This is a genomic window from Mycoplana rhizolycopersici, from assembly GCF_013378445.1.
Classification (GTDB): domain Bacteria; phylum Pseudomonadota; class Alphaproteobacteria; order Rhizobiales; family Rhizobiaceae; genus Mycoplana; species Mycoplana rhizolycopersici.
On the sequence record NZ_JABXYK010000010.1, the window covers coordinates 116,510 to 141,505 of the forward strand.

Here is a 24,996-nt window from a genome sequence, read left to right on the forward strand (position 1 = left end):
CGTCTCTCCTGTCCTTATGCGTATTCGGGACGACGTGGTGTGAAGACGTCGAGGTTGAGAACGTCTTCGTCGCCCACGACCTCTCCCCAGTGGACGACATTAGGCGGTATCACCAACAAGCCACCCGGGCCGATGATATGCTCCTCGTCGCCGACGACGAAGCGGATCGTGCCGGCGAGGATGTAGGCGATCTGTTCGTTCGCGTGCGCGTGCGGCTTCGGCTCGTGGCCCGGCTTCAGCCGGTGCAATGCGAGCGTCGCCCCGTCGCCGGAGAAAGCCTTTCGTTCCACGCCGTCGCGCACCGGCGTCCACGGAATACTGTTCCAGTCGATTTTTCGGATGTCCATGAGGTGTCTCGCAGGGGGGTGCTCAGCGGCTGCTTCCGAGGATGCCGGAGGGGCGGATGAAGAGGAAAACGAGAAGGATCGACAGGGCCGCGACGTTCTTGAAGCCCGCCCCGAAGGAGAGGATCGCCACGGCCTGGACCAGCCCGAGCGTGATGCCGCCGAGGAAGGCGCCAAATGGTCGGCCGAAGCCGCCGATGATGGCAGCTATGAAGCCGGAGATAGCGAAAGGCACGCCCATGTTGAAGGCGGTGTATTGCGTAGGTGTCACCAGAATGCCGGCAAGAGCGCCAAGGACGGCGCTGATCGCGAAGGCGCCCGTCAGAAGCGCCGACACCGGTATGCCCTGAAGCGCGGCCGCTTCCGCATTGATAGAGCAGGCGCGCATCGCCTTGCCGAGCCGGGTATGCTTGAAGAACAGGCCAAGGGCTGCCACGATCAGCAGCGAACCGGTCATGATCCAGAGCGACTGGTAGTTGATGGCAACCCCGCCGATCATGATTGGCGGCAGGTCGAGGAACACCGGCAGCGTCTTTGGCTGATCGTCTACAGCGAGATAGGTCAACCGCTCTATGACGATCTGTGCTGCGAGTGTCGCAAGGATCATCACGAACATCGCCGCGTTACGCTTCCACAGCGGCCGCACCACCAGCCGTTCGAGAAGGGCGCCGACAAGTGCCACGAAGGCGATCGCCAGTACGGCCGCGAGCATATAGGGCAGATGGTATTGTTCGAGCAGGACATAGGTGACCATGCCACCCAGCATCACAAAGGCGCCCTGTGCGAAATTCACGATGCCGCTAGCATTGTAGATGACGCAGAAGCCGATACCGATCAGGCCATAGACGCAACCAATGCTGACGCCGCTGATGAGGCTTTGAATCACCAGTCCGAAATTGTCCATCACGTTCTCCTAACCGAGATAGGCCGCGATCACGGCGGGATCCCGGCGCACGGCGTCCGGCGTGCCCTGGGCAATCTTGCGGCCATAGTCGAGGACGACGACCTCGTCAGCGATGTCCATGACCAGCTTCATGTCATGTTCGATGAGCAACACCGCGACGCCGTCTGCCGCAATCCTGCGCACCGTCCGTGCCAGCCGTTCGCTCTCCTCGGCGTTGAGGCCTGCTGCTGGCTCGTCGAGCAGAAGCACCCGCGGACCGGAGGCCATGGCGCGGGCGATCTCGAGCAGACGCTGCTGGCCATAAGGCAGGGCCGATGCGCTGCTGTCGGCGATGGCGGAAAGCCCGACCAGCTCGAGAAGGGCTTTGGCCCTTTCCTCCACCTCGCGCTCCGATTGCCGTTGCCAGCGCGGGCGCAGCAGTGCGGCGATCAGTCCGCCGCGCGTCCGAAGATGAAAACCGACCTTGACGTTTTCGAGCGCGGTCAACTCCTGGAACAGTTTGACGAGCTGGAAGGTGCGTACCAGGCCGAGACCGGCACGGGCCTCAGACGGCAGCGTCGTCACCTCGTTTCCGGAGAGCAGGATTGCGCCCTCGCTGGGCGGCATGCTGCCGGCGATCAGATTGAAAAGCGTCGTCTTTCCGGCACCGTTCGGGCCGATGACCGCCGTTACTCCACGTTCGGGAACATCGAAGGAAACACTGTCGACGGCGGTCAGTCCGCCAAAGCGGCGCGTGGCACCGCGAACTTCCAGGATCGCGTTCATTGCGACCTCCACGTATCGAATGTTTTCGCAAGTCCCACGAGCCCCTTGGGCGCATAGATCAGGATGACAATCAGCGTCAGCCCGTAGGCGAGGTCCTGGCTTTCGCTCAAGCCGCGGAACATCTCAGGCAAGAGGCTGACGATCAGCGCGCCGATAATGGGGCCGGCGACCGTACCAAGCCCGCCGATGTAGATCATGGTGAAGGCGAGCACGACCATGTGAAGTCCGAAGACCTCCGGGCTGACATAGCCGACGACATGCACGAAGAGCGAGCCGGAGATTGACGCGAGTCCTGCCGCGAGCAGGAACGAAACAAGCTTGTAGCGCGCGACGTTGATGCCGAGTGCGCTTGCTGCTTCCTCGCTTCCGGCAACGGCTGCGAACGCCCGGCCGAGCCGGGATTGGCGAATGCGCGACATCGCAAATGCGACGAGCACCGTCAGCGCGGAGAGCGTCAACAGGATCTGCCGGTCGCTCGTCGCTTCGAGGGAGCCGACACCGAGTGGCGGTATGCCGGAAATGCCCATATAGCCCTGGGTGACGCTTTCCCATTCGACGGCGATCTCATAGACGATCAGGCCTATAGCAAGCGTGGCCATGGCGAGATAGTGACCCTTGAGCCGCAGCGTCGGAAAGCCGATGAGGAATGCAGCCACGAGCGCGGCCACGAGGCCGCAAAGCATCGCGGGCAGCGGCGCCCATCCGTAGGTCGTCGTCATTACCGCCGAACTGTAGCCACCTATCGCGGCAAACGCGCTCTGTCCGAAGGAGACCTGCGCCGTCAGTCCCATGAAGACGTTGAGACCGGACACGAAGATCGCGTAAATCAGCGCGAAGGCGACGATCGTCGATAGATAGCCGCCGAAGATGAACGCGTAGCCCACGATCGAAGCCGAAACGACCCAGACGCCGATCGATGCCGCCCTGCCGCCGATGCCTCCTGAACGGACCGCCATCAACGAGCCCTCAGGCGAAGTAATACTGTGCGAGTTCGTCATGGGATTTCACCTCGCGGGGATCGATGGTCGCAACGATGCGTCCGAGTGAGAGAAGATAGGCGCGGCAGGCGAGCTTCAGCGCCAGAGGCGCCTTCTGCTCGACCAGAATCACCGGAAGCCCTTCGGCAGCGAGCCTGCCAAGCGTCTCGAGAATTTCGCCCGTCACACGCGGAGCCAGACCGAGCGAAGGCTCGTCCAGCAGCAGCACCTTCGGCTCTGCCATCATCGCGCGCCCGACCGCGACCATCTGCTGTTCGCCGCCCGACATGGAGCCCGCGACCTGGGCAAGACGTTCCTTGATGCGCGGAAAGAGATCGAAGACGCGGGCGAACCTTCGCTGCATCTCGGCCTTGTCGCGGACGCGGTAGGCGCCGAGCTCCAGGTTCTCCAGCACCGTCATTGGGCCGAAGATGCCCCTGCCTTCGGGCACGAGCACGACGCCCTTTGCCGCAGCGCCGACCGGATCGCGGCGCGCGAGTTGTGTGCCCATGAAGCGCACCTCGCCCTCGTTTTGCGTCAACCCCATGATCGCCCGTAGCAGCGTCGATTTCCCGGCCCCGTTGGGGCCGAGAACGGCGACAAGTTCACCCTTGCCGACCTTAAGGTCGGCACCTTTGAGCGCCTGGATGTGGCCATAGCGCGCGCGAAGACCCAGAACTTCGAGCACCGGCGTCTCGGGCTGCGCCAGACTAGCCGTCATTCGGCGATCCTCACCTTGCCGTCGATGATCTGGCCGACGACGAACGGATTGGCGGAAATGCCCTGGTGCTGTTGCGGGGTGAAGTCGTAGGTGCCGGTCGTGCCCTGGAAGCCGGTGATGTTCTCCAGGTTCTCGCGAACCGCGGCACCCTCGAACGACTGCCCCTTCTCGATGGCGGCCACCGTCAGCATGACTCCGTCCCATCCGCGCGAAGCCCAGTTCGGGTCGCGGTCGCCGAACTTCTCCCGCCAGGGATCCAGGAAGGAGGCGATCGCCTGCTTGAGCGGGCCGTCCGGATAGGCGTCGAAGACCTGCGACGGCGAAGCGACGAAGAAAAATCTGTCGCCCAGCACTTCTGCTACGGGCTTGAAGACGGCAATGTCCTCCAGGCTCGTCAACAGGAGCATGTTCGAGCCAAGCTGTTTGAGGTTCTTGGCGGCCGTAAGCGTCGTGCCGCCGAGGCCGATCTTGATGATCGCGCCGGCGCCGGCCGCCTGCATCTTGTTGAGCTGGACGCTGAGATCGGCGTCGTCCTGCTTGTAGGCCTCGACACCGACAAGCTCCATGCCGTACTTCGCGGCAATCTGCTCGGCGACGCCCTTCTGCAGCAGAGCGTAAGGGGTCGGATCGTGCAGGACGCCAATCTTGCGGATGTCGGTCTTGTCGCGCAGATATTCCAGTCGCTTCTCGACCTCGAAGCCGGCCGGGGGCAGCGTTGTGAAGGCCCACTCTATCTCCCTCGGCTGCTTGGGCAGGATCGAGCAGAGGATCATCGGCACTTCGCTGCGGGCGGTGATGCTCGCAGCAGCCGCATTTCCGGCCGAGACGCAGCCGCTGATGAAGATGTTCGCCCCGTCCGAGCTGAGCATCTTGCGATAGACCGTAACCGCATCCTGCGGCTGGGAGCGGTTGTCCTCGACCACCACCTCCAGCTTACGCCCGAGAACCCCGCCTTTGGCGTTGACCACTTCGACAGCGGTTTCGACGCCGTCCCGCCAAGCCCGGTCGACCGTGGCCGCATAACCGGTCAGGCCCGCCGAAATGCCGATCTTGTAGACTTCTTCCGATGCCGCAGGTCCCGCGGCGAAAGCACCCAGGATCGTTGCGGCGACTGCCAGTTTCCTCAATCCGTACGACATGAACTCCTCCCGTAGCTCGCTTGTCACTTCATTCTTAAGCCCGTCATGCAGGCGGGCCGAACCCTCCGCCGCCAGGCGTCTCCAGCAACACCCGGTCGTTCGCCTGCATCGTCAATTTGCGGGCCTCGCTGACGGACTGTCCGTTGACCAGGAAACGTCCCGCCTCGCCCGGCAACCCGCCGCCGATGCCTTCCGGGCCCTTGTTGAGTCGGCTCGGCACGGCGTTCAGCAGCCAAGGCACGTTGGTGCGCATGTGGAAGCCTATGGTTTGGCCGTCGCCGCCGCGTGTGCGGCCAGCGCCCCCCGATCCCCGGCGCAACTCCTTGCGGTCGAAGACGATCGGCATGGCCGCTTCGAGGATTTCGATGGGCACGGCGGCAACCCCGGTCGGATAGCAGGTGGCGCTCGGCCCCGGCTTCTCGGCGCGCGCGCCCATTCCGCCCGAATAGTTGAACATGGACGACGTGAAGGGCTGGCCTGCATCGTTGCGGCCCTGGATCTGGATCGTCCACACAGCACCCGAGCCCTCCGCCAGGACCTGCGTCGGTATGACCTGATGCAGCGCCTTGAGGATCGGCATCGGAACATACATCCCGACGACATGGCGCGCATTGACCGGCGCCGGGTAGCTGCAGTTGATGATCGAGCCTTCCGGGGCGCGAATCTCGATCGGCGCAAGTGATCCCGAATTGTTGGGCAGGTCCGGGTTCAGGCAGCTGCGGATCGCAAAGGTCGAGTAGGCATGCGTGTAGTTGAGCACCACATTGATGCCGGTCGCTGTCTGCATCGAGCTGCCATCGAAATCGACGATGATGCTGCCCGCAACGGGATCGATCGTGACCGCGGTTTTCAGAGTGATGATCTCGCCGCCGGGAACATCGAACTGAGACTCGCCGTGATACGTGCCAGCTTTCAGCTTGCGGATCGCTGTCCGCGTTGCTTCCTCGGAACGGGCGATGATCTCGTCCGAGAGCATCTCAATATCGTCGACGCCCTGGCGCTCGCAAAGTGCGATCAGATGCTCGGCTGCTGCCTGCCCGCTGGAAACCTGGGCGGCCAGATCGCCGAAGACGGCATCCGGGGTGCGGACATTGCGGCGGATCATCGCCTGCAGTACCGGGTTCATGACGCCGCGCTCGTAGAACTTCAACGGCGGGATCCACAGGCCCTCCTCGTGCACGTCGCGGGCGCCGGCACCGATGCCGTAGCCGCCGATATCGGTGTGATGGATAGTCGAGCCGATATAGGCGATCAGCCGCTCTCCGTTGAAGATCGGGGTGAGGATCGTGATGTCGAAGAAGTGGCCGGCGGACAGCCACGGATCATTGGTGATGAGGACGTCGCCAGGCTCGCAGCGGCCGGCGAATTCTCGCACCAGATGCTGGCCGGCGAAAGCCAGCGAGTTGATATGGCCCGGCGTGCCCGTATTGGCCTGCGCCACCATGCGCCCGCGCTGGTCGAACAGCGCGCAGGCGAGGTCGCCCGCCTCGCGGACGATGGGGCTGAAGGCGATGCGCTGCAGCGCCTTGGCGCGCTCGGTGACGATGCCGATCAGATTGGACCAGAGAATTTCAAGTTCGATGCCGTCCACGGTAATTCCTCCCAACCGCTGCGCTGCCTTGCCCCGCCGTGTTGGGCGGAGCAGGAGCGCACGCTAAAAAATATCAGGCCTGAGCCGGCTTCCTGGTGGCCACGATGCAGCCGAACGCATCGATGGTGGCGACCCAGTTCGGCGGGATCGCCGTCGTCGTTTCGCGTTCCTCGATGATGACCGGACCCTCCACGACCTGGCCGACGGCGAGGTCGCCGCGCTCGTACACGACCACCATCTGACCGTCCTGCCAGGCATGCACCGGGCGATGGCCCTTCGGCTGGCCGGGGGCGCTGGCCGGCTGGCCTGCGGGATGGAAATGGACCGCGGGGCCGTTGACGGTGATGCGCCAACTGACCACTTCAACCGGAACATGGGACGGATTGACGCCATAGAGGGTGTGGTAGGCTTCCGAGAACAGCGCCTCGATCGCCTGCGTATCGCGGGACTTGCGCGGGTCATGGTCGAAGGTGACCGTTACCTCATGCTGCTGCCCGAAGTAGCGCAGGTCCGCGCCGATATGGATTTCCACATCCGATGCCTCGCAGCCGGCTTCCATCAGCGCCAGCCGGCCTTCTTTTTCCAGTTCGCCGAGCAGCTTCTCGGTCCGCGCCCAGTCGATCGCATCGAGCCGGACGAGATCGCTGCGAACCAGATCGAGACGCAGCGGCGTGACGAGGGTGCCGAAGGCCGAAAGCACGCTGGAGCGCGGCGGCACGATAACGGAAGCGCTCTGCAGCAATTCCGCCACGCCGCAGGCATGCAGCGGCCCGGCTCCACCGAACGCAAACAATGGCAGGCCGCGATAATCGACACCGCGGTCCGTGGCGTGGGCCCGCGCTGCAGACGCCATCGCTTCGGTAACGACGCGGTAGATTCCACGTGACGCCTGAACCGGGGTCGTGCCGAGACCGTCGGCAAGCGACTTCATGGCGTGCTCGGTCGCAGCCGTGTCCAGCCGCATCTCGCCGCCGAGGAAGTTGTCCGCATCGATCAGGCCGAGCATGAGATCGGCGTCGGTGACCGTTGCATTCTTGCCGCCGCGGCCGTAGCAGGCCGGACCGGGGTTGGAGCCGGCGCTCTCCGGGCCGACCTTCAAAAGGCCCAACTCGTCGACATGGGCGATGCTGCCGCCGCCGGCGCCAATCTCGATCAGGTCGATCGAGGGGACCGTCACCGGCAGGCCGCTGCCTTCCTTGAAGCGATAGCGGCGGTCGACCTCGAACAGGCCGGTGACGAGCGGTGTGCGGTTTTCGATGAGGCAGGCCTTGGCGGTCGTCCCGCCCATGTCGAAGGACATCAGCCGGTCGATTCCGAGCACTTCCGCATAGTGGCAGGCGGCGAGCGCACCGGCTGCCGGCCCGCTTTCGATCATGCGCACCGGATTGCGTCCCGCCGTCTCCGCCCCGACGACGCCGCCGGAGCTCAACATGATCAGCGGCGAGTTGCCAAAACCCTCGTCGCGCAGCCGATCGCTGAGCCGACGCAGATAGGGCTGCGAGATCGGCATCGTATAGGCGTTGACGGTTGCGGTTGAGGCGCGCGGATACTCCCTGATCTGCGGCGCGACATCGGACGAGGTGCAGATGAAGAGATCGTTCAGCAGCCTCGACAAACGACCGGCGACGTAGGCCTCGTTCGATGAGTTGACGAACGAATTCAGGAAGCAGATGGCGACCGACTGAGCGCCGGTCTTGCGAATGTCTGCAGCCAGGACTTCGATCGCCTCGTCGGAAGGTGTCTGTGCGACCGTGCCGTCAGCAAGCGTGCGTTCTGCAATGCCGAATGTCAGTTCGATCGGCACGAGCGGCTCGGGGAATTCGATCTGCGGATCATACATGTCGTAGCGGTGCTCGTTGCGGATCGACAGCACGTCGCGGAAACCCTCCGTCACGACGAGTGCGGTCGGCGGCCCCTTGCGTTCGATCAGTGCGTTGGTGACGACGGTGGTTGCATGAACGATCACGCCGTCAATCGCGTCGGAGGAGATGCCCGCCTTCTTGAGGACGGCATTCACACCGCCGAAGAAGCCACTGAGCAGATCCTCGTGCGTTGTCAACGTCTTGTCGACGGACAGTCGGCCGTCTGAATTGCGAAGGACGATATCGGTGAATGTGCCGCCGATATCGACTGCAAGCGAATAGGTCATTCTTTTTCTCTCCATCCCAAACGTTCAGAGATCCGGTGCGCCGTGGCACGGACCTCGTCTATCTGCGCGCCGTCCGGCGAAGCGGCGATGAATTGCGTCGAGCCGACGATTGCCACCGAGCCGGCGATTTCGCCCCGGTGATTGAAGACGGGTGCGGCAAGCGCATTGACAGCCGTCAGCAATTCGTCCGCCGCCATGGCCCAGCCCTGGTTCCGTACTGTGTCGATCTCCTCGCGAAGGCGGACCGGATCGACGATGGTCTTCGGCGTCCAGGCATGAAGCGGTGCAGCCGTTGTCTGCGCGAACAGCGCTGGCTTGGCGAAGGCAAGCCAAACCTTGCCGTGCGCGGTCGCATGGATCGAAAGCTCCGTTCCCGGGCGGGTGCCGAATTCGATGACGGTGCGGCCGTGCAGCAGATCCAGTACGACGAGCTTTCCATCGACCATTCCGCAGATCGTCACGGCCTGCCCGGTACGCTCGCGCAAGCCCGAAAGCTCGTCGCGCGCCGCCGTGGCGACCTGGAAGCGGTTGCGTACCGCCTCGCCCAGCATCAGCAGCTTGACGCCGGCCTCGTAGCGGCTGGTTTCCTGATCCTGGCGAACGAAGTCGTGGCGTTGAAGCGTAACGAGGTGGCGATAGACGGTGGCCTTGCTGGCGGAAAACGCCTTGGCGATCTGGGCCAGCGTCAGCGGCTGGTCCTGGGCTGCGAGGAACTCCACGATACGCAACGCCATGTCGAGCGTGCTCGTCCCCGTCCCCAACCGTTCCGACTTGCCGGAAGCGCCTTCCATGGTGTTTCTATCCCTCATGACGTTTCAAATAATGAAACATCGTTTTATTTTCATTGATATTTACGCGACGTGCACCGGCTGTCAAGCGGCCAGATGCGATCAATGCCAATTCAGTGTTTTCGGCTGCGAAATCGGCGCAGCGCGGACCGCCATTTCGCGTTGCCGCGCCACTGGGCTCTCGTCGTTCAGAGCGATAGAAATGCGAAAACAGTTCCAAGTTACGCTGTCGACTGAGGCATATGGTGGAAATATTTTCCCATTTGACTGGACATAAAAGGAATAATGTGCAATTTATGTTCATATTGCGACGCGATATCGCATTTGCGAAATGGCGCTTCGCGCACATTTTCATCTCGCTGATTGCTTCATCGGCTGACGACAGACAAAGGAGAGCGCCCCGCTTCCGGAGCCGGGCCCGAGACAATATGGCTTATGCAACTGAGAGCGACCTTCCGGGGAACGACCGGCCGGTCAAGATCAGTATCAGGAACGTGTTCAAGGTCTTCGGCGATCGGCCGGAGAAGGCCATCGAACTGCTCAAGGCCGGTAGGACCAAGTCGGAGATCCATGCGGCAACGGGCTGCACGATCGGCGTCAAGGATGCGAGCTTCGACATCCGCGCCGGCGAGATCTTCGTCATCATGGGGCTGTCGGGTTCAGGCAAATCCACCATGCTGCGCCTTATCAACCGCCTGATCGAGCCTACTTCCGGATCGATCGAGATCGAGGGCCGCGACGTGGCGCGCATGCCGCGCAGCGAATTGATCGCCCTGCGTCGCCGCGACATCAGCATGGTCTTCCAGTCGTTCGCACTGCTTCCCAACCGCACCGTCATCGACAATGCCGCCTTCGGCCTGGAAGTCGCAGGCATCGGCGAGGAAGAGCGCCGGCAGCGCGCCCGCGCCGCGCTCAAGGCCGTCGGGCTGGATGGACACGACCACAGCCGTATCGATCAGCTTTCAGGGGGGATGAAGCAGCGCGTCGGACTTGCCCGGGCACTGGCCAATGAGCCGACGGTGCTCTTGATGGACGAGGCCTTCTCCGCGCTCGACCCGCTCATCCGTACCGAAATGCAGGACGAGCTGGTACGCCTGCAGGCCGAGCACAGCCGCACCATCGTCTTCGTCAGCCACGACCTCGACGAGGCCATGCGCATCGGCGATCGTATCTGCATCATGCAGAACGGCGAGGTGGTCCAGGTCGGCACGCCCGACGAGATCGTGCTGAAGCCGGCCAACGACTATGTCCGCTCCTTCTTCCGCAATGTCGATGTCTCGCAGGTGTTTCGCGCCGGCGACGTCGCCCGCAAGACGCAGGTGACGATCATCGAGCGTCAGGGTGTGTCCGCCGCCGCTGCGCTGGAGCGCATGGACCATCACGATCGGGACGTCGCCATCATCCTTGGCCGTGACAAGCGCTATCACGGCATGGTCAGCCGCAATTCGCTGATCCAGACGAACCGCGAAGGCGCAAGCGATCCCTACCGGCAGGCCTTCCTGGCCGGCATCGAGCCGATCTCTGCCTCGGAAAGTCTTTCGAACGTGCTGGGCAGGGTTGCCGCCAGCGCCTTTCCGGTTCCCGTCGTCGACGAGGCCAATCGCTACCTCGGCTCCATCAGCAAATCCGCGCTTCTCGAAACACTCGACCGCAGCGCCTGATCCAGCCCGTCCGGAGAAAATCCATGACTTTCGATATCGGTGACGGCGTCGACAGCGCCGTCAACTATATTCTCGACAATTTCGCCCCCCTGCTCGATATGATCGCAGCAGCGATCGGCACGGTGACGAACAGCATCCAGGCGACGCTTCTGGCGACGCCGATGGTCCTCGGCCTTACCATTTTCGTGCTGCTTTCCCTCTGGCGTGTCGGCTTGGGCTTTGCAGTCTTTACGGCCCTGTCGCTATGGCTCGTCGAGCATATGGGCCTTTGGTCCGCCATGATGGAGACGCTGTCGCTGGTCCTTGCCTCGACGCTCGTCGCCATGGTGATCGGCCTGCCGCTCGGCATCGCAATGGCGCGCAACGACCGTGTCGCAACCGCCGTCCGGCCGGTGCTCGATCTCATGCAGACCATGCCCGCCTTCGTCTACCTGATCCCCGCGGCGATGTTCTTCGGTCTCGGCGCCGTCCCCGGCACGATAGCAACGGTCATCTTTTCGATGCCACCCGTCGTACGCCTTACCAATCTCGGCATCCGCCAGGTCCATGCGGAGTTCATCGAAGCCGGTAACGCCTTTGGCTGCACCGCCACGCAACTGCTCTTCAAGGTGCAGCTTCCCAACGCCATGCCCTCCATCATGGCCGGCATCAACCAGACGATCATGCTGTCGCTATCCATGGTGGTGATCGCCTCGATGATCGGTGCTGGCGGTATCGGGAACACGGTGTTGACCGGAATCCAGCGCCTCGATGTCGGCACCGGCTTTGAGGGCGGCATCGCCGTCGTCATCCTCGCGGTGATCCTCGACCGGATCACGCAGAGCCTCGGAAAGGAACGCGCCGGCCTCTGGCGCGCACTCTTCCGCCGTCAGGCGCAACAGCCTCTGGCCTCGCCCGCTACGGCCTGACGCCTGAAATGGCGGCCTTCGCGCCGCCGATGCAAACCTTCAAAAAAGGAGCAACCATGTTCAAGACACTTGCTACAATCAGCCTTGCGGCCGGGGTTTTCGCCGGAACGCTGGGCACGGCGCTCGCGGAAGACAAGGCGCCGGTGAAGATCGGCTGGTCCGCCTGGTCCGACGCCGAATTCGTCACCAAGCTGGCGGCCAAGCTGATCAAGGACGAGCTTGGCCGGGACGTCGAGCTGGTCCAGACGGACGTCGCCCCCCTTTACCAGGGCGTTGGTCGCGGCGACCTCGACGCCATGATGATGGCCTGGCTGCCGGAAACGCACGCCGACTACTTCGCCAGGGTGAAGGACAAGGTGACGACGCTCGGCACCGTCTATGACGGGGCAAAGCTCGGCTGGGTCGTTCCGACCTATGTCCCCGAGGATGCGATCGCATCGATCGAAGATCTTAACAAGGACGATGTGAAGGACAAGCTGAAGGGCCGCGTCGAGGGTATCGACCCGGGTGCCGGCCTGACGCGCCTTTCCGAACAGGCGATCAAGGACTACGGGTTGGACGACTACAAGCTGCAGATCTCCAGCGAGGCCGGCATGCTGACGTCCGTCGACCGCGCAATCCGCAACAAGGAGTGGTTCGTCGCCACGTCCTGGAGCCCGCACTGGATGTTCGGCAAGTATGAGCTGCGCTACATCGACGACCCGAAGGGCTCGCTCGGTAAGGCGGAGCATGTCGACGTGCTCGCCCGCAAGGATTTCGAGAAGGACAATCCGAAGGTCGCCGCCTTCCTGTCGCGCATGAAGCTGCCGATCGACGACCTGGAGGCCGCAATGTTCAACGCACAGGAAACCTCCTACGAGGAGGCAGTCGACAAGTACATCGCCGACCACCCGGACCAGATCAAAGCCTGGCTCGAGAAGGAAGAAGGCTGACGCCGTCAATCTCGTCGCCCATCTCGCCCCGCGGTCGTTTCCGCGGGGCGTCCGTTCTGGAATGGAAGGATCTGACATGTACAAGAACGACACCCTTGCGCCGCATGCGCCGATCGACGGAGCTTGCGACACGACCGGCGGAAGGATCTCGCTCGCCCGCGACGCTGCCGGCCTCACGGTGGAAGAGATTTCCGCCGTCGCCGGCGTGACTGTCGAGACCTGGACGAACTGGGAGAACGACAGGTCGGAACCACGCGCCAATCGCCTCGACATGCTCGCGGGCATCCTGCAGGTCAGTATCGCCTGGCTGCTTGTCGGTCAGGGAGAGGGTCCGGCAGCCCGCAGTCGATAAGTCTCATCCGGAAGACAGTTTCACGACCGCGCCCAGCAGTGCGCGGGCGCCGATAATGATGTGGTCGTCGGACACGAACTCCGCCTCGTTGTGGCTGACGCCGTTACGGCAGGGCACGAAGATCATCGCCGACGGCGCGATCCTGTTGACGAAAAGGGCATCGTGGAAGGCACCCGAGATCATGGGGCGGCAAGCGATGTCCTGCGCAGCGCAGGCGTCTTCGATCGCCTGAGCAACGTGCGGAGAGAAACGGCCGGGCGGCATGTCGACGCGCTGTTCGATGACAGTCTTGCAGCCCAATCGTTCACCTGCGGCCTGACATTCATCGCGGACCCGCCGTTCGATCGCGGCAAGGATGGTGGCGTCCGGATGGCGGATATCGACCGTAAAGGAAACCCGACCCGGTATGACATTGATTGAGCCGGGTTCGGCGGCAATGCGCCCGACCGTCAGCCGCGCATCGGGGTCGGAGGGCATGACATCGCCCTGGATGCGTGCGATGGCCGCGGCGGCGGCCGCCATTGGGTCCTTACGAAACTCGAGCGGCGTGGTGCCGGCATGGGCAGCTTCGCCCGAAAAGGCGACCTCCAGCCACTTGGTGCCCTGAACGGCGGTGACGATGCCGATTGGCACGCCCTCGCGTTCGAGGACGGGCCCCTGCTCGATATGCAGTTCGACAAACGCAGAGATGGTGTGCCCGACCGGCCGTATCTCGGCTTTAGGCAGGTCATTCAGCGTTGCCGCCAGTTCGTCGGAAAGGAGCGCGCCATCCGTTGCCCGCGCCGAACGCCAGTCCGCCACATTCGCCACGCCGGCAAAGGCCATGGAACCCATGCAGCCCGGCGAAAAGCGGCTACCCTCCTCGTTGGTGAAGGCGACGACCTCGATGGCCCGGTCCGTCTCGATGCCGGCATCAGCAAGCGCTTCCAGCGCCTCGAAGGCAGTGAGCGTGCCGAGCGCGCCATCGAAACGCCCCCCGGTCGGCTGGCTGTCGAGATGACTGCCGATGAGAAGCGGGGCAAGCGCTGCATCGCGCCCCTCTCGGCGGATGAAGAGATTGGCCGCCTCGTCCTGCAAGACCGCAAAGCCGCGGGCAAGCGCGCGCTCGGCGAGCAGCCGGCGCGCAGCGCGGTCTTCGACGCTCAGTGCCTGCCGGTTGACGCCACCGGCCGGCGTTGCGCCGATCGCCGCGAAATCGGCCACGGACTTGAGGAGGCGCGCGGCGTTGACCTCCGGCGTTGTCTTCATCGGCCGAGGCCTGCGATGAAGCGCTTCACCCGGTCCGGCTCGACTGCATTCCACCAGACGCCGTCATATTTGAGGGCGCTTGCGATGATGACCCCGTCGGCGACGGACAGGATGTCGTTGGCATTGTCGTGGGTGACGCCGCTGCCGACCAGCGTCGGCAACGAGCCCGCCTCCTTGATCATGCGGATGTAACCGAGATCCGCGGCATGGCCGGTGCGCTGGCCGGTGGCGATGACGACATCGGCGTCGAAGAAAACGAGGTCCTTGACCTGTTCTTCGACCGGCCGGTCGGCGACAATGGCATGTGCCCCGTGCTTCACGTGGGCATCGGCAAAGATGCGAATGCCGCGGGCGCGAAGATGGGCGCGGTAGCGCATGGCGCGCGCAGACTCACCCTCCACGAAACCTTCATTGGCAATATAGGCGTTGGCCCACTGGTTGACGCGGATGAAGGACGCGGACGAAGCCGAGGCGATGGCGAGGGCGGGGATCGATGCGTTGGCCAGCACATTGATCCCGATCGGCCGTCCGAGTTCGCGGCGGATGCGGTCGGCGACGACGGCCATATGGGCGGAGGTCTCGTGACCGATATCGTCAGGTTTGGCGAAGGGCACGTCGCCGTGGTTCTCGACGATCACGGCGTCGCAGCCGCCAGAGAGATAGGCCCGCGCATCCGAAAGACCGCGCTCGTAGATCGCCTCGACGCCTTCGTCGTCATAACGTGGCGCTCCGGGCAGCGGCATGAGGTGCACCACGCCGATCACCGGCTTGTCGCGCCCGAAAAGCGTTTTCAGCGTATCGTTGTCCTGCCGTCCAATGGGGTTGCTCATGGTGATCACACGTTTTCCAGTTTCAATGTCTTGGTGAGGGCGGCAAGTTCCGCCCGGGAGGGAAAGGAGGCGAGCGTGCCGGAACGGCCGACTGCGATCCCTGCCGCCTGTGTCGCAAGTTTCGCGGCGTCAATGAGCGACGCGCCCTGTGCGAGAAGACCGGCGATCGTTCCCGCAAAGCAATCGCCCGCACCGCTGGTGTCCACCGCCTCGATCTTCTCGGCCGATATGTGAAGGCAGGAAGATGCGTTCAGCACCAGAGCCCCTTCAGAGCCAAGTGTCACGATGACGCTTGCCGCACCCATGGCATGGAGCCGACCGGCTGCGCGTTCGGCGTTGGCCTCGCCGGTCAACGCCTCGGCCTCGGGCTGATTGCAGACGAGAAGCGACACCGTCGCAAGATCCAGCGGCTCAACGGGAAGTGGGCTGGGATTGAGAACCGTAAACAGCCCGGCTTCCCTTCCCGCCTTCAGGCAGGCGGCCGTGACTTGCGAACCTAGATTGCCCTGCATCAAGAGCATATCGCCGGTTTGCCAGGTTTCTCCGAGCGGACTCATCGCGAGCGGGTCGAAAGCCGCTGCGCAGGCGGCGGCGGTGACGATGACGTTCTCGCCGTCGCGATCGATCAGGACCACCGAGCGATCAGAGGGCAGATCAAGGCGCAACAGACGCAGATCGGAGATTTCGGCGGAAAGCAGGTCTTCCATCCGGTCTCCGGCGGCATCCCTGCCGATGGGGGCCCAGAATGTGACTGGCGCACCCGTGCGGGCGGCGGCGACGGCCTGATTTGCACCCTTGCCGCCGAGACCCTCGCCGGCGGCGGCTGCGTTCAGCGTTTCGCCCGGCTGCGGCAACCGCTCCAGGCGAAAACTCGTATCGACGCAGACATTGCCGACGACGTGGATGGTCATGGTCGGGGGCCTTCCGTTCAGTCCGTTGCCCAGGCGAGCATCTGCTCGAACAGGGTCTTGTAGCCCGGCCAGGCGATGAATTCCGGCGGCAGCCAATGCGGGCCGACATCCGACGTCCACACCAGCGTGCGGCCCTCGCCATAGATGCCGGTGACGAGCAGCGGCAGCGAGCCGTATTCGGACGAGACGGTCATGAGCTGGTTGGCCCCGTCCTTCAGCGTCACCTCGTTGAAGCCGAGCAGATAGGGGAACTCGCCGGAAATGCCTGCCAGGATCGGGTGCGACGCGTCACCGGAGACGACGGGCGTAAAGCCCTCCGGCACTTCGACACGGTCGTCGACGGAAAGGCAGGCCACCGGCAGAACCTCTTCGACCGCCGTGTTGCGGAAGCGCGCGCCACCATTGATGCCCTGGAAGGAATAGTAGCCGCCGAACATCAGCAGTGCGCCACCCTTGGCGACGTATTCGCGCAGCAATTTCAGTCGGTTCGGCGTGCGGCGGGAATGGATCCAGGTGTCGGGATGCAGAAGCAGCGTGTTGGCGCCGATATCGGAAAGCACGATCGCGTCATAGGCCTGCAGTCCTTCGAGCGTGCTTGGAAATTCCTTCTGCGCCTCGTGAGCCGGCATGAAGGTGACTTCGAAGGGGCTGTCCTTCAATGCCTTCAGCAGTTCGTCGGCTCCGGTATGATAGGTAACGGTCGGGAACTGGTCGAAGCCCTTGATGTGGGTTGCGGTCGATACCCAGGATTCGCCGGCGAGCAGCACTTTCTTCTTGGTCATGGAAACTCCTTGAACAGTTGGCCGACACTCAGCGCGCGGCGGAAAAGACGGATTTCGGGTTGTCGATCAGCATGCGGTCGATGGCCGCCTGGTCGACGCCGTGGCGCTTCAGCCGCGGCAGGAAGTGCTTGAGTATGTAGCCGTAGCCGAAGCCGCCGTAGCGCGTCAGCATGATCTTCAGGAAGACATCCTGCGACAGCAGCAACCGGTCGCCAAAACCCTTGTCGACAAGGGCGGCGATGGCACGTGCGTTCTCCTCGTCGGAGGGCGACTGGGCGTCCTGATCGGCGTAGTAATAATCCATGCCGATCATATCGTATTCCAGGAAGGCCCCGCGCCGGGCGAGTGCGATCTGGTAATCCAGATCGTTGTGGCTAGGGTTCATGTGGCAAAGGACGGTATGGCGCAAGTCTGCCCCCTCCTCTTCCACAACGTCGAGCACGCGGTGGGCCAGACGCTCCCAGCCCGGAAGGTGGATGGAAAGCGGCAGGCCGGTGATGCGCGCCGCCCGCGCCGAAGCGCGCAGCGATTTTTCCTCCTCGGCAGTGAAATTCCGGCTGACGCCGACCTCGCCGATGATGCCGGCCATGATTTCCGGCTGGCTCTCGCCGCCGCCGACATCGTCGACGATGAATTGCGTCACCTCTTCCACGTCCATGGCTTTGAGCCAATCGGGATGGGTGTGTTCGAGATAGAAGCCGGTGCCCATGATGATTTTGAGCCCCGACATGCGGGCGATGCGGGCAAGGCCCGCTGCATCGCGGCCGATGCCGAAATTGGTCGTCTCCACCACGGTACAGCCGCCGAGGGCCTGGAAACGCTTCAATTCGCCGAGCGCAAGGTCTCCGTCATCGAGCGAGACATTGTCCCGGTTCATGTAGGGGTTCATGCGCAGTTCGCCGATGATCTCGATCGAGACCTTTTGTTCGGCGATCGCCTTCTCGTCCGGATGGCAGGGGCAGATCCAGCTGGTCGCGCCATCGAGGAAGATATGTTCGTGCATCAGCGTCACGCCGAGATCGTCCACCGGCACCGGGCCGGTGACGGTCATGGCGGTGCCGGAGTTGACGCCGATCGGACGGCGCGGCTTCGGCGTGTCGGTGAAGAGGTCGTCGAGCATCGTCAGCGACCCTTCGCGCCGCCGCGGAACAGGCGGAAATTCAGCCAGATCGCGACGAGGATGATGAAGCCGGTGACGATCGGCGTGAAGAAGGGCGACAGATGCGACAGGATGAGACCGTTTGCCAGCACCGCAACCGTAAGCGCACCGAGGATCGTGCCCGTAAGCGAGCCGCGCCCGCCAAAGAGGCTGGTGCCGCCGAGCACCACGGCGGCGATGACGTCAAGCTCGAAGCCCTGCCCTGCATTGGAGGAACCGGAGCCGAGACGAGCGGAAAGGATGACGCCGGCCGCCGCAGCCGCCGTGCCGGAGAGCACATAGACCCAGAGGATGACACTGCGTGTGTTGACGCCTGCCCGCCGCGTCGCCTCGGCATTCGCTCCGACGCCCGTGACGTATCGGCCGAAATGGGTTTCGTTGAAGGCAATATAGGCGACGGCGAGGATGACGATGGCGATCAGTGCCGGCGCGGGAATGCCGAGTATCCAGGCACGGCCGAGCGCTACGAAGGGGCTCGTCGGTTCGATCGGGATCGAATAGCCTCCGGTGATGAGCAGCGCAAAGCCGCGGATGACCGAGAGCCCTGCCAGCGTGACGATGAAGGCGGGGATGCGCTCATAGGCGATGAAATAGCCCTGGATGACGCCGATCACGCCACCCAGCAGCAGCATCAGCAGAATGGCGAGCGGCCACGGCACACCGGCCTGAAGTGCCGCGGCCGAAAGCGTCGCCGTCAGTGCCAGCACGGAGCCCACCGAGAGATCGATGCCGCCTGTCGTGATGACGAAGGTCATGGCGGCTGCCACGATGAGCAGCGGGGCGGATTGCCTGATGACGTTGAGGAGGTTCGGCGCGGTGAGGAAGGCGTCCGTCGTCACCGAGAAGAACAGGCAGCAGACTATGAAGAACAGCGCGATCGACATGACGCCGCCATTGGCCACGACCTTGTCGAGGATCGTCGCCTCGCGCATGCGCGGCGGATGGCTGGCATAGGCGTTGGGTTCGGAACTCATGCGGAGGCGCCTTTTTCCCGGTTGTGGCCTGCAGACCGGGCGGCAAACTTTCGCCCGACAATGAGATTGACGACGTCCTCGATATTGGTGTCCTCGATGCGTCTCTCGGCGACGTTGCGCCCCTCATACATCACCTGGATGCGGTCGCAGACAAGGAAGAGATCCTGCAGGCGATGCGTGATGAGAATGACGGACACGCCGCGTTGCGAGACCGTGCGGATGAGTTCGAGCACCGCTTCCACCTCGGCGACGGCGAGCGCTGCCGTCGGCTCGTCCATGATGAGCACGGACGGATTGAAGGACGCGGCGCGGCCGATCGCGATCGACTGACGCTGGCCACCCGAGAGGTTTTCGACCTTCATGCGCGTATCGGGAATGACGATGCCGAGATTGGAGAGCATGTCGCGCGCCCGCTCGTGCATGAGCTTCTTGTCGAGCATCGGCACGCCTGCCACCCGCCGCTTCGGCTCGCGGCCGAGGAAGAGGTTGCCGGCGACATCGATCGTGTCGCAGAGCGCAAGGTCCTGGTAGACCATCTCGATGCGGGCGGCGCGTGCATCCGCCGGCGAGGTGAAGGCGACGTGCTTGCCGTCGATCTCGATCGTGCCCGCGTCGGGGATTACTGCGCCTGACAGTACTTTGCTGATGGTGGATTTGCCCGCGCCATTGTCGCCCACCAGGCCGAGGACTTCCCCTGGCTTCAGGTCGAGCGAGACGTTGTCGAGCGATTGCAGAGCGCCGTAGCGCTTGGAAATGCCGGTCATGCGGACGCGGCTGACATGCGTGTCGGTCATGTTCAATGGCCCTTGCAGGAAATCCGGCCGCCCAGTCTACTCTTCATCATGCAATTCCAGCAAAACTGCTGCGCGCTTTTGCTGGAATTGCCGGTACACCGAGCGGCGGCGGCAGTTCGGCTTACTTGAACATTTCGCGATATTGGTCGACGTTCGCCTTCGTCACGATCGTCACGGGAACGTTGATGATCGGATCGATCTTCTCGCCCTTCTTCACCTTCACGAGCGCTTCGACGGCGGCCTTGCCTTCGCCGGCCGGATCCTGCTGGATCACGGCGGTGACGAAGCCCTGGTCGATGCCATCGATGGCGGATTTCGTCAGGTCCCAGCCGAACACCTTGATGCTGTCGCCGCGGCCCTGGCTGGCAACGGCGGAGACCGCGCCGAGCAGAGCCGGCTCACCGGTCGCATAAAGCGCATTCATGTCGGGATTGGCGGTCATCAGGTTTTCAGCGGCCGACAGTGCGACGTCCTGCACGTTCTGACCATCGACCGTGTTGAGGAAATCGACCTTCTGGCCACCCTCGGCGACTGCGGCCTTGAACCCGTCGAGACGCTGGTTCTGGATGAAGGAGTTGAGTGCGCCGACGACGCCGACCTTGGCTGCGCCGCCCATGTCGCTCTTGACGTAATCGGAGAAGAACTTGCCGATCTCGCCGCCGGCCGCGGTGTTGTCCACGCCGACGAACGCGATGTTGTCGCCATCCGGGATCTGCGCGTCGATGGCGATGACCGGAATGCCGGCATTCTTGGCGGCGGTGATCGCCGGCTTGACGCCATTGACGTCGATGGCGACCAGAATGATGCCATCGACCTTCTGGGTGATGTAGGTCTCGATCGCGTCGTTCTGAGCGGAAGGCACGTTGTTGGCGTTGAAGATGACGAGGTCGACGCCAGCCGCCTTTGCAGCCTCGTTGGCACCGTCGTTGATCTGGTTGAAGAAGAGGGCCTGCTGGTTGATGGTGACGAGGGCGAAAGTATCGGCGAAGGCATTGGCTGCGCCCATCGAGAGCGTCATGGCGACGGCTGCAGCGCAGCCGAGCAGATATTTGGTCCGACCCATTTTTATGTTCCCCTTGTTTGAAGCCTTGGGCGACGACAGGAATTTACGGAAGGCATTATTCAAGCTACTTGAATTCATGTCAAGCAACTTGAATAGCTTTCGCGCAGGCAGAAGCAATAGGGGAATTTGTCGATAGATATCAGAAAGTTGGCGGCGTGTTGACCCAAAAGATCGAGGCGCGCTCGGTGCCCAGGTTGCGATACCAATGGGCGAGTTCGGAATTGAACACGAAACTGTCGCCGGCGGAAAGACGGAAGGTCTTGTCGCCGATCATTAGTTCGATCTCGCCGACAAGCACATACCCTACTTCTTCGCCGATATGCTGGATGGGCCCGGCGCTCTCGCCGCCAGCGTCGATGTGGTGGATGTTGCACTGGAGCAGATGGCCGGGCGAATAGGGGATGATGCGCTCGAGCGAGATACCCTCGCCGCGACGCAGCGGGTCGAGTGCGATCAGCGGACGGGTTCCGGCGCGAAAGACCACGCCCTCCTCGCCGTCGGTTTCCTCGAACATCCAGCCGATGTTGGAATCAAGCGCCTGCACCAGACGGTGCAGCATCGGAAGCGAGGGCGAGGCCTTGCCGTTCTCGATCTTCGACAACAGGCTTTCCGAGCAATCCGCCGCCTGCGCCAATGCCTTCAGCGTCATTCCCCGCGTCTGGCGAGCGAGCTTCAGACGCGCACCAAGCCGCACCGGGTTCGATTGGGTTTTGTCCTCCCGGCTGCTTTCAGACGGCGAAGGCGGCTTGACCATATTCATGTGACGGTATCGCGTTGATCGAGGAGACGACAATAGTTCCTTCCATCAAGGCGTGTCCAGAGAGGAGGCCGCCCATGTCACATTGCCCTTCCGGGCGCCGTGGGACTTTTCGTCACCCGCGCCGGGCGTAGAGAATGCCGCATAAAACGATCACGCCGCCGATGGCCTGGGTCAAGCCGACGCCTTCACCAAGCACGATCACACCGAGAAGGGCGGCCACGACGGGCTGCAGCAGCAGGGTGAGCGCGGAGAAGGATGTCGGGAGATAGGCGAGCGCGTAGCTGATCGCCACCTGCCCGCCGGCGTGGCTGATCAATGCGAGGCCAATGAGCATGCTCCATCCGAAGGCCGTGACCGGGAAAAGCTGGTTCTCGGTCAGAAGGGCGACCGGCAGCAGGCAGATCGCGGCAGAAGCCGTGCTCCACAGCATGACGCGCAACGTATCGAACCGGCCCCGCAACCAGGCGACGCACAGCATGTAGCCGGCATAGAAAAGGGCTGCGAGCGCCGCAAGGGCATCACCGCCGCGGTCCCCCGCGGACAGGCCGCTCAACCCGCCCTTCAGGACGATGATCCCGGTCATCGCAACGGCGAGGCCGAGGAGGAAAGTCGGAGTAATCCTGGCGCCGAGGAACAGCCAGCCGATTGCGGTCACAAAGACGGGGGCGAGATTGGCAAGGAGAGTGGCATTGGCAACCGTGGTTACATGGATCGAGGCGTGCCACGCCACGAGGTCGGCGGCAAGGAAAAGCCCCGGCAGGGCGAGCATGGCCGCGTCCCGCACCCCTTCCGGTCTCACCGTTTGCCGTTGGTCGACGCTCCGGAAGAACAGGGTGAGCGGCACCAGCGCCAACGCGACGCGCCAGAAGGCGGTCGCCATCGGGCCCACTTCGGAAAGGCGCACGAAAATCGGCGAGCCGCCTATGGCGATCCCGCCGGCCAGAAGTGCGAGCAAGGCCAGCCGGTTGCGGGCGACGGGGGCCGTGGCGGCGAGTGGTGTTGTCGACACGGCATCATCCAGTTCTGCAGGGATCCAGGCGGCGCAGCGTTAGACGCTTGCGGCAAAAACCGCAACACAATCGCCTGCCTTGACCAGGCCCGGAAAATGCCGGGCGCAGAGCATGCCGTCCATCCTGGCGCGCACGTCCGAGGGGTCCAAGCCCGTTCGCCCCAGCGGATAGATGCGGGCGACGACCTGGCCCTTTAGGACCGTTTCCCCCAAGTCGACCATCGGCTCGATCAGCCCGTCGCCCTCGGCAAAGGCGAAGCAATCACCGTCCGGCATATCGAGCCAACGTGTTTCGGAGATCTCCGGCTCACCTTCGATGATGCCGGCCTGGCGCAGCATGTTCCGGACCCCGCGCTTGGCGATGCCGGCGCTCCTTGCTGTTGCCGTGCCTCCGCCGCCAAGCTCGGTGGTGACGAAAACCTTGCCCATTTCCTCGGCCGCCGTGTCGTACATGCCGACAGCATCGATCTCGAGCATCTTCATCGAATAGGGTGCGGAAAACGCCTGTACGAGCGAGAAGGCGCGCGCCTCCAGCACCTTGTCGGGTACGATATGAGCAGCGCAGAAAGGCAGGAAATCCAACGTCTTGCCGCCTGAATGGAAATCAAGAACGACATCGGCAAGCGGCAGGAGTTCGCGCTGGAAATAGTCGGCGATCTTCTGCGTGACCGTGCCATCCGGCCGACCCGGAAAGCTGCGGTTCAAATTGCCCTTGTCGATCGGCGACGTGCGGGTGGCGGCGACAAAGGCGGGATAATTCATCGCCGGAACGATGATGACCCGGCCGGAAATTTCCTCCGCCTTCAGGGTCCGGGCAAGATCGAACAGGGCGATCGGCCCTTCGTACTCGTCGCCGTGGTTGCCGCCGGTGAGAAGGGCCGTCGGCCCCTCCCCGTTCTTGATGACGGTGATCGGGATCATCACCGATCCCCAGGCGGAATCGTCCCGGCTGTAGGGCAGGCGAAGAAAGCCGTGCTGGACGCCGTCTGCCGAATAGTCGACCGTTGGCGCGATCGGCGATGGGCGTAGTTCCGTTTCGCTCATGGCTGTCTCAATCCTTGACCAGCAGCTTGCGCGGAACGCTGGCAAGGCATTCGACGCCGGCCTCGGTGATCAGGATGCTTTCCGTCGTCTCGAAGCCCATATCTTCCAGCCATAGCCCGGTCATGAAATGGAAGGTCATGCCCGGCTTCAGCTCGGTGCGGTCACCGGGGCGCAGGCTCATGGTGCGCTCGCCCCAGTCCGGCGGATAGGAGATGCCGATGCCGTAGCCGGTGCGGTTGTCCTTGACGATGCCGTACTTCTTGAGGATTGCGAAGAAGGCATTGGCGATGTCCTCGCAGGTATTGCCGGGTTTGGCGACGGCGAGCCCGGCCTCCATCCCCTCCAGCGTTGCCTTCTCGGCGTCAAGAAACGCCTGGGTCGGCTTGCCGAGGAAGACGGTGCGCGACAGCGGTACGTGATAGCGGTTGTAGCAGCCGGCAATCTCGAAGAAGGTGCCTTCACCCCTTTTCATCGGCCGGTCGTCCCAGGTCAGGTGCGGCGCGGAAGCTTCGACGCCCGAGGGCAACAACGGCACGATGGCCGGATAGTCGCCGCCGATGCCGTCGACCCCGCGCGTGCCCGCATCGTAGATCTCGGCCACCAGATCGCATTTGCGCATGCCGACCTCGATCTTGTCGAAGATGCGCTGGTGCATGCCTTCGACGATGCGCGCGGCATTGCGCATATACCTGATCTCGGTCTCGCTCTTGACGGCCCGCTGCCAGTTGACGAGGGCCGTGACATCGACGAAGCGGGCATTCGGCAGGTGCTTGACGAGGGACGCGAACGCGGCGGCCGAGAACCAGTAGTTGTCCATTTCGACGCCGATGGTCAGCGTATCATAGCGGCGCTCGACGAGCTTTGCCGCAAGATAGTCCATCGGGTGTCGCTCGGTGGACTGCACGTAGTGATCGGGATAGCCGATAATGTTCTCGTGCTTGAGATAGGCCGTGAGCCTGGCGCCGTTGGCGTCCTGCCCTCGCCCGTACCAGATCGGTTCGCCCGTCGGCGGCACGATAACGGCCTGGTGGACGTAGAAGGACCAGCCGTCGTAGCCCGTAAGCCACGCCATGTTCGAGGGATCGCTGACGATCAGCAGATCGACCCCTTTCGCCTCCATCGCCTTGCGCGTCGCGGCGAGACGCGCCTCGTATTCCCCAAGGGAAAACTTGAGGTTGGGTTGGGTCATGT

The 24,996-nt window shown here is 63.3% G+C and carries 25 protein-coding genes; 4 read left to right on the forward strand and 21 right to left on the reverse strand.

Features of this window, described 5'->3' with window-relative positions; all coding sequences use genetic code 11:
* Window positions 1-14 precede the first annotated feature (14 nt).
* The 9 genes from HV823_RS16985 to HV823_RS17025 form a co-directional block, all read right to left on the reverse strand.
* Window positions 15-347 carry a cupin domain-containing protein gene (locus tag HV823_RS16985; protein WP_176950915.1) on the reverse strand — a complete coding sequence of 111 codons (333 nt, stop codon included), beginning with the start codon at window positions 345-347 and terminating at the stop codon, window positions 15-17.
* 22 nt (window positions 348-369) lie between these two features.
* Window positions 370-1,248, reverse strand: a complete 879-nt coding sequence (locus HV823_RS16990; protein WP_176950916.1) for a branched-chain amino acid ABC transporter permease — start codon at window positions 1,246-1,248, stop codon at window positions 370-372.
* A gap of 9 nt (window positions 1,249-1,257) precedes the next feature.
* Complete coding sequence (locus HV823_RS16995) at window positions 1,258-2,013, reverse strand: ABC transporter ATP-binding protein (RefSeq protein ID WP_210270833.1); 756 nt, start codon at window positions 2,011-2,013, stop codon at window positions 1,258-1,260.
* Entirely contained in the window at window positions 2,010-2,969 is a 960-nt protein-coding gene (locus tag HV823_RS17000) for a branched-chain amino acid ABC transporter permease (protein WP_176950917.1), read from the reverse strand. The genes HV823_RS16995 and HV823_RS17000 overlap by 4 nt, the downstream gene beginning before the upstream one ends.
* A 10-nt stretch (window positions 2,970-2,979) precedes the next feature.
* Window positions 2,980-3,711, reverse strand: a complete 732-nt coding sequence (locus HV823_RS17005; protein WP_176950918.1) for an ABC transporter ATP-binding protein — start codon at window positions 3,709-3,711, stop codon at window positions 2,980-2,982.
* Window positions 3,708-4,850: an ABC transporter substrate-binding protein gene (locus HV823_RS17010; protein ID WP_176950919.1), complete on the reverse strand. Its 1,143-nt coding sequence runs from the start codon at window positions 4,848-4,850 to the stop codon at window positions 3,708-3,710. The genes HV823_RS17005 and HV823_RS17010 overlap by 4 nt, the downstream gene beginning before the upstream one ends.
* Before the next feature lie 43 nt (window positions 4,851-4,893).
* Window positions 4,894-6,441 carry a hydantoinase B/oxoprolinase family protein gene (locus HV823_RS17015; protein WP_176950920.1) on the reverse strand — a complete coding sequence of 516 codons (1,548 nt, stop codon included), beginning with the start codon at window positions 6,439-6,441 and terminating at the stop codon, window positions 4,894-4,896.
* 73 nt (window positions 6,442-6,514) lie between these two features.
* Window positions 6,515-8,590, reverse strand: a complete 2,076-nt coding sequence (locus HV823_RS17020) for a hydantoinase/oxoprolinase family protein (protein WP_176950921.1) — start codon at window positions 8,588-8,590, stop codon at window positions 6,515-6,517.
* Window positions 8,587-9,381: an IclR family transcriptional regulator gene (locus tag HV823_RS17025; RefSeq protein WP_176950922.1), complete on the reverse strand. Its 795-nt coding sequence runs from the start codon at window positions 9,379-9,381 to the stop codon at window positions 8,587-8,589. The genes HV823_RS17020 and HV823_RS17025 overlap by 4 nt, the downstream gene beginning before the upstream one ends.
* Before the next feature lie 425 nt (window positions 9,382-9,806).
* Here HV823_RS17025 and proV point away from each other — a divergent pair, with 425 nt between their 5' ends.
* From proV to HV823_RS17045, 4 genes are all read left to right on the forward strand, one after another.
* Window positions 9,807-11,039 carry a glycine betaine/L-proline ABC transporter ATP-binding protein ProV gene (gene proV, locus HV823_RS17030; RefSeq protein WP_176950923.1) on the forward strand — a complete coding sequence of 411 codons (1,233 nt, stop codon included), beginning with the start codon at window positions 9,807-9,809 and terminating at the stop codon, window positions 11,037-11,039.
* A gap of 23 nt (window positions 11,040-11,062) precedes the next feature.
* A complete protein-coding gene (locus HV823_RS17035) occupies window positions 11,063-11,947 on the forward strand; it encodes an ABC transporter permease (RefSeq protein WP_176950924.1) in 885 nt (294 codons plus the stop codon).
* 56 nt (window positions 11,948-12,003) lie between these two features.
* A complete protein-coding gene (locus HV823_RS17040; RefSeq protein ID WP_176950925.1) occupies window positions 12,004-12,879 on the forward strand; it encodes a glycine betaine ABC transporter substrate-binding protein in 876 nt (291 codons plus the stop codon).
* Between the two features lie 76 nt (window positions 12,880-12,955).
* Complete coding sequence (locus HV823_RS17045) at window positions 12,956-13,231, forward strand: helix-turn-helix domain-containing protein (RefSeq protein ID WP_176950926.1); 276 nt, start codon at window positions 12,956-12,958, stop codon at window positions 13,229-13,231.
* 3 nt (window positions 13,232-13,234) lie between these two features.
* On the opposite strand, the gene HV823_RS17050 is transcribed toward HV823_RS17045, so the two are convergent.
* The 12 genes from HV823_RS17050 to doeA form a co-directional block, all read right to left on the reverse strand.
* Window positions 13,235-14,479: a Zn-dependent hydrolase gene (locus HV823_RS17050; protein WP_176950927.1), complete on the reverse strand. Its 1,245-nt coding sequence runs from the start codon at window positions 14,477-14,479 to the stop codon at window positions 13,235-13,237.
* The gene (locus HV823_RS17055) at window positions 14,476-15,309 is read right to left on the reverse strand and encodes a BtpA/SgcQ family protein (RefSeq protein WP_176950928.1); all 834 of its coding nucleotides are present in this window, start codon (window positions 15,307-15,309) and stop codon (window positions 14,476-14,478) included. Before HV823_RS17055 ends, HV823_RS17050 begins: the two co-directional genes overlap by 4 nt.
* A 5-nt stretch (window positions 15,310-15,314) precedes the next feature.
* On the reverse strand, window positions 15,315-16,220 hold the full coding sequence (locus tag HV823_RS17060; RefSeq protein WP_176950929.1) for a ribokinase: 906 nt from the start codon (window positions 16,218-16,220) through the stop codon (window positions 15,315-15,317).
* A gap of 17 nt (window positions 16,221-16,237) precedes the next feature.
* Window positions 16,238-17,002 carry a glutamine amidotransferase gene (locus HV823_RS17065; protein ID WP_176950930.1) on the reverse strand — a complete coding sequence of 255 codons (765 nt, stop codon included), beginning with the start codon at window positions 17,000-17,002 and terminating at the stop codon, window positions 16,238-16,240.
* Between the two features lie 28 nt (window positions 17,003-17,030).
* Complete coding sequence (locus HV823_RS17070; protein WP_176950931.1) at window positions 17,031-18,122, reverse strand: phosphotriesterase family protein; 1,092 nt, start codon at window positions 18,120-18,122, stop codon at window positions 17,031-17,033.
* A 2-nt stretch (window positions 18,123-18,124) separates the two neighbouring features.
* On the reverse strand, window positions 18,125-19,135 hold the full coding sequence (locus HV823_RS17075) for an ABC transporter permease (protein WP_176950932.1): 1,011 nt from the start codon (window positions 19,133-19,135) through the stop codon (window positions 18,125-18,127).
* Window positions 19,132-19,929 carry an ATP-binding cassette domain-containing protein gene (locus HV823_RS17080; RefSeq protein ID WP_176950933.1) on the reverse strand — a complete coding sequence of 266 codons (798 nt, stop codon included), beginning with the start codon at window positions 19,927-19,929 and terminating at the stop codon, window positions 19,132-19,134. Before HV823_RS17080 ends, HV823_RS17075 begins: the two co-directional genes overlap by 4 nt.
* Before the next feature lie 121 nt (window positions 19,930-20,050).
* Window positions 20,051-20,992, reverse strand: a complete 942-nt coding sequence (locus tag HV823_RS17085) for an ABC transporter substrate-binding protein (RefSeq protein ID WP_176950934.1) — start codon at window positions 20,990-20,992, stop codon at window positions 20,051-20,053.
* 139 nt (window positions 20,993-21,131) lie between these two features.
* Entirely contained in the window at window positions 21,132-21,746 is a 615-nt protein-coding gene (locus HV823_RS17090) for a cupin domain-containing protein (RefSeq protein WP_425487672.1), read from the reverse strand.
* Between the two features lie 118 nt (window positions 21,747-21,864).
* A complete protein-coding gene (locus HV823_RS17095) occupies window positions 21,865-22,773 on the reverse strand; it encodes a DMT family transporter (RefSeq protein WP_425487673.1) in 909 nt (302 codons plus the stop codon).
* A 27-nt stretch (window positions 22,774-22,800) separates the two neighbouring features.
* Entirely contained in the window at window positions 22,801-23,805 is a 1,005-nt protein-coding gene (gene doeB / locus HV823_RS17100; protein ID WP_176950936.1) for a N(2)-acetyl-L-2,4-diaminobutanoate deacetylase DoeB, read from the reverse strand.
* Window positions 23,806-23,812: 7 nt separating this feature from the next.
* A complete protein-coding gene (doeA, locus tag HV823_RS17105) occupies window positions 23,813-24,994 on the reverse strand; it encodes an ectoine hydrolase DoeA (protein ID WP_176950937.1) in 1,182 nt (393 codons plus the stop codon).
* Between the last annotated feature and the right edge of the window lie 2 nt (window positions 24,995-24,996).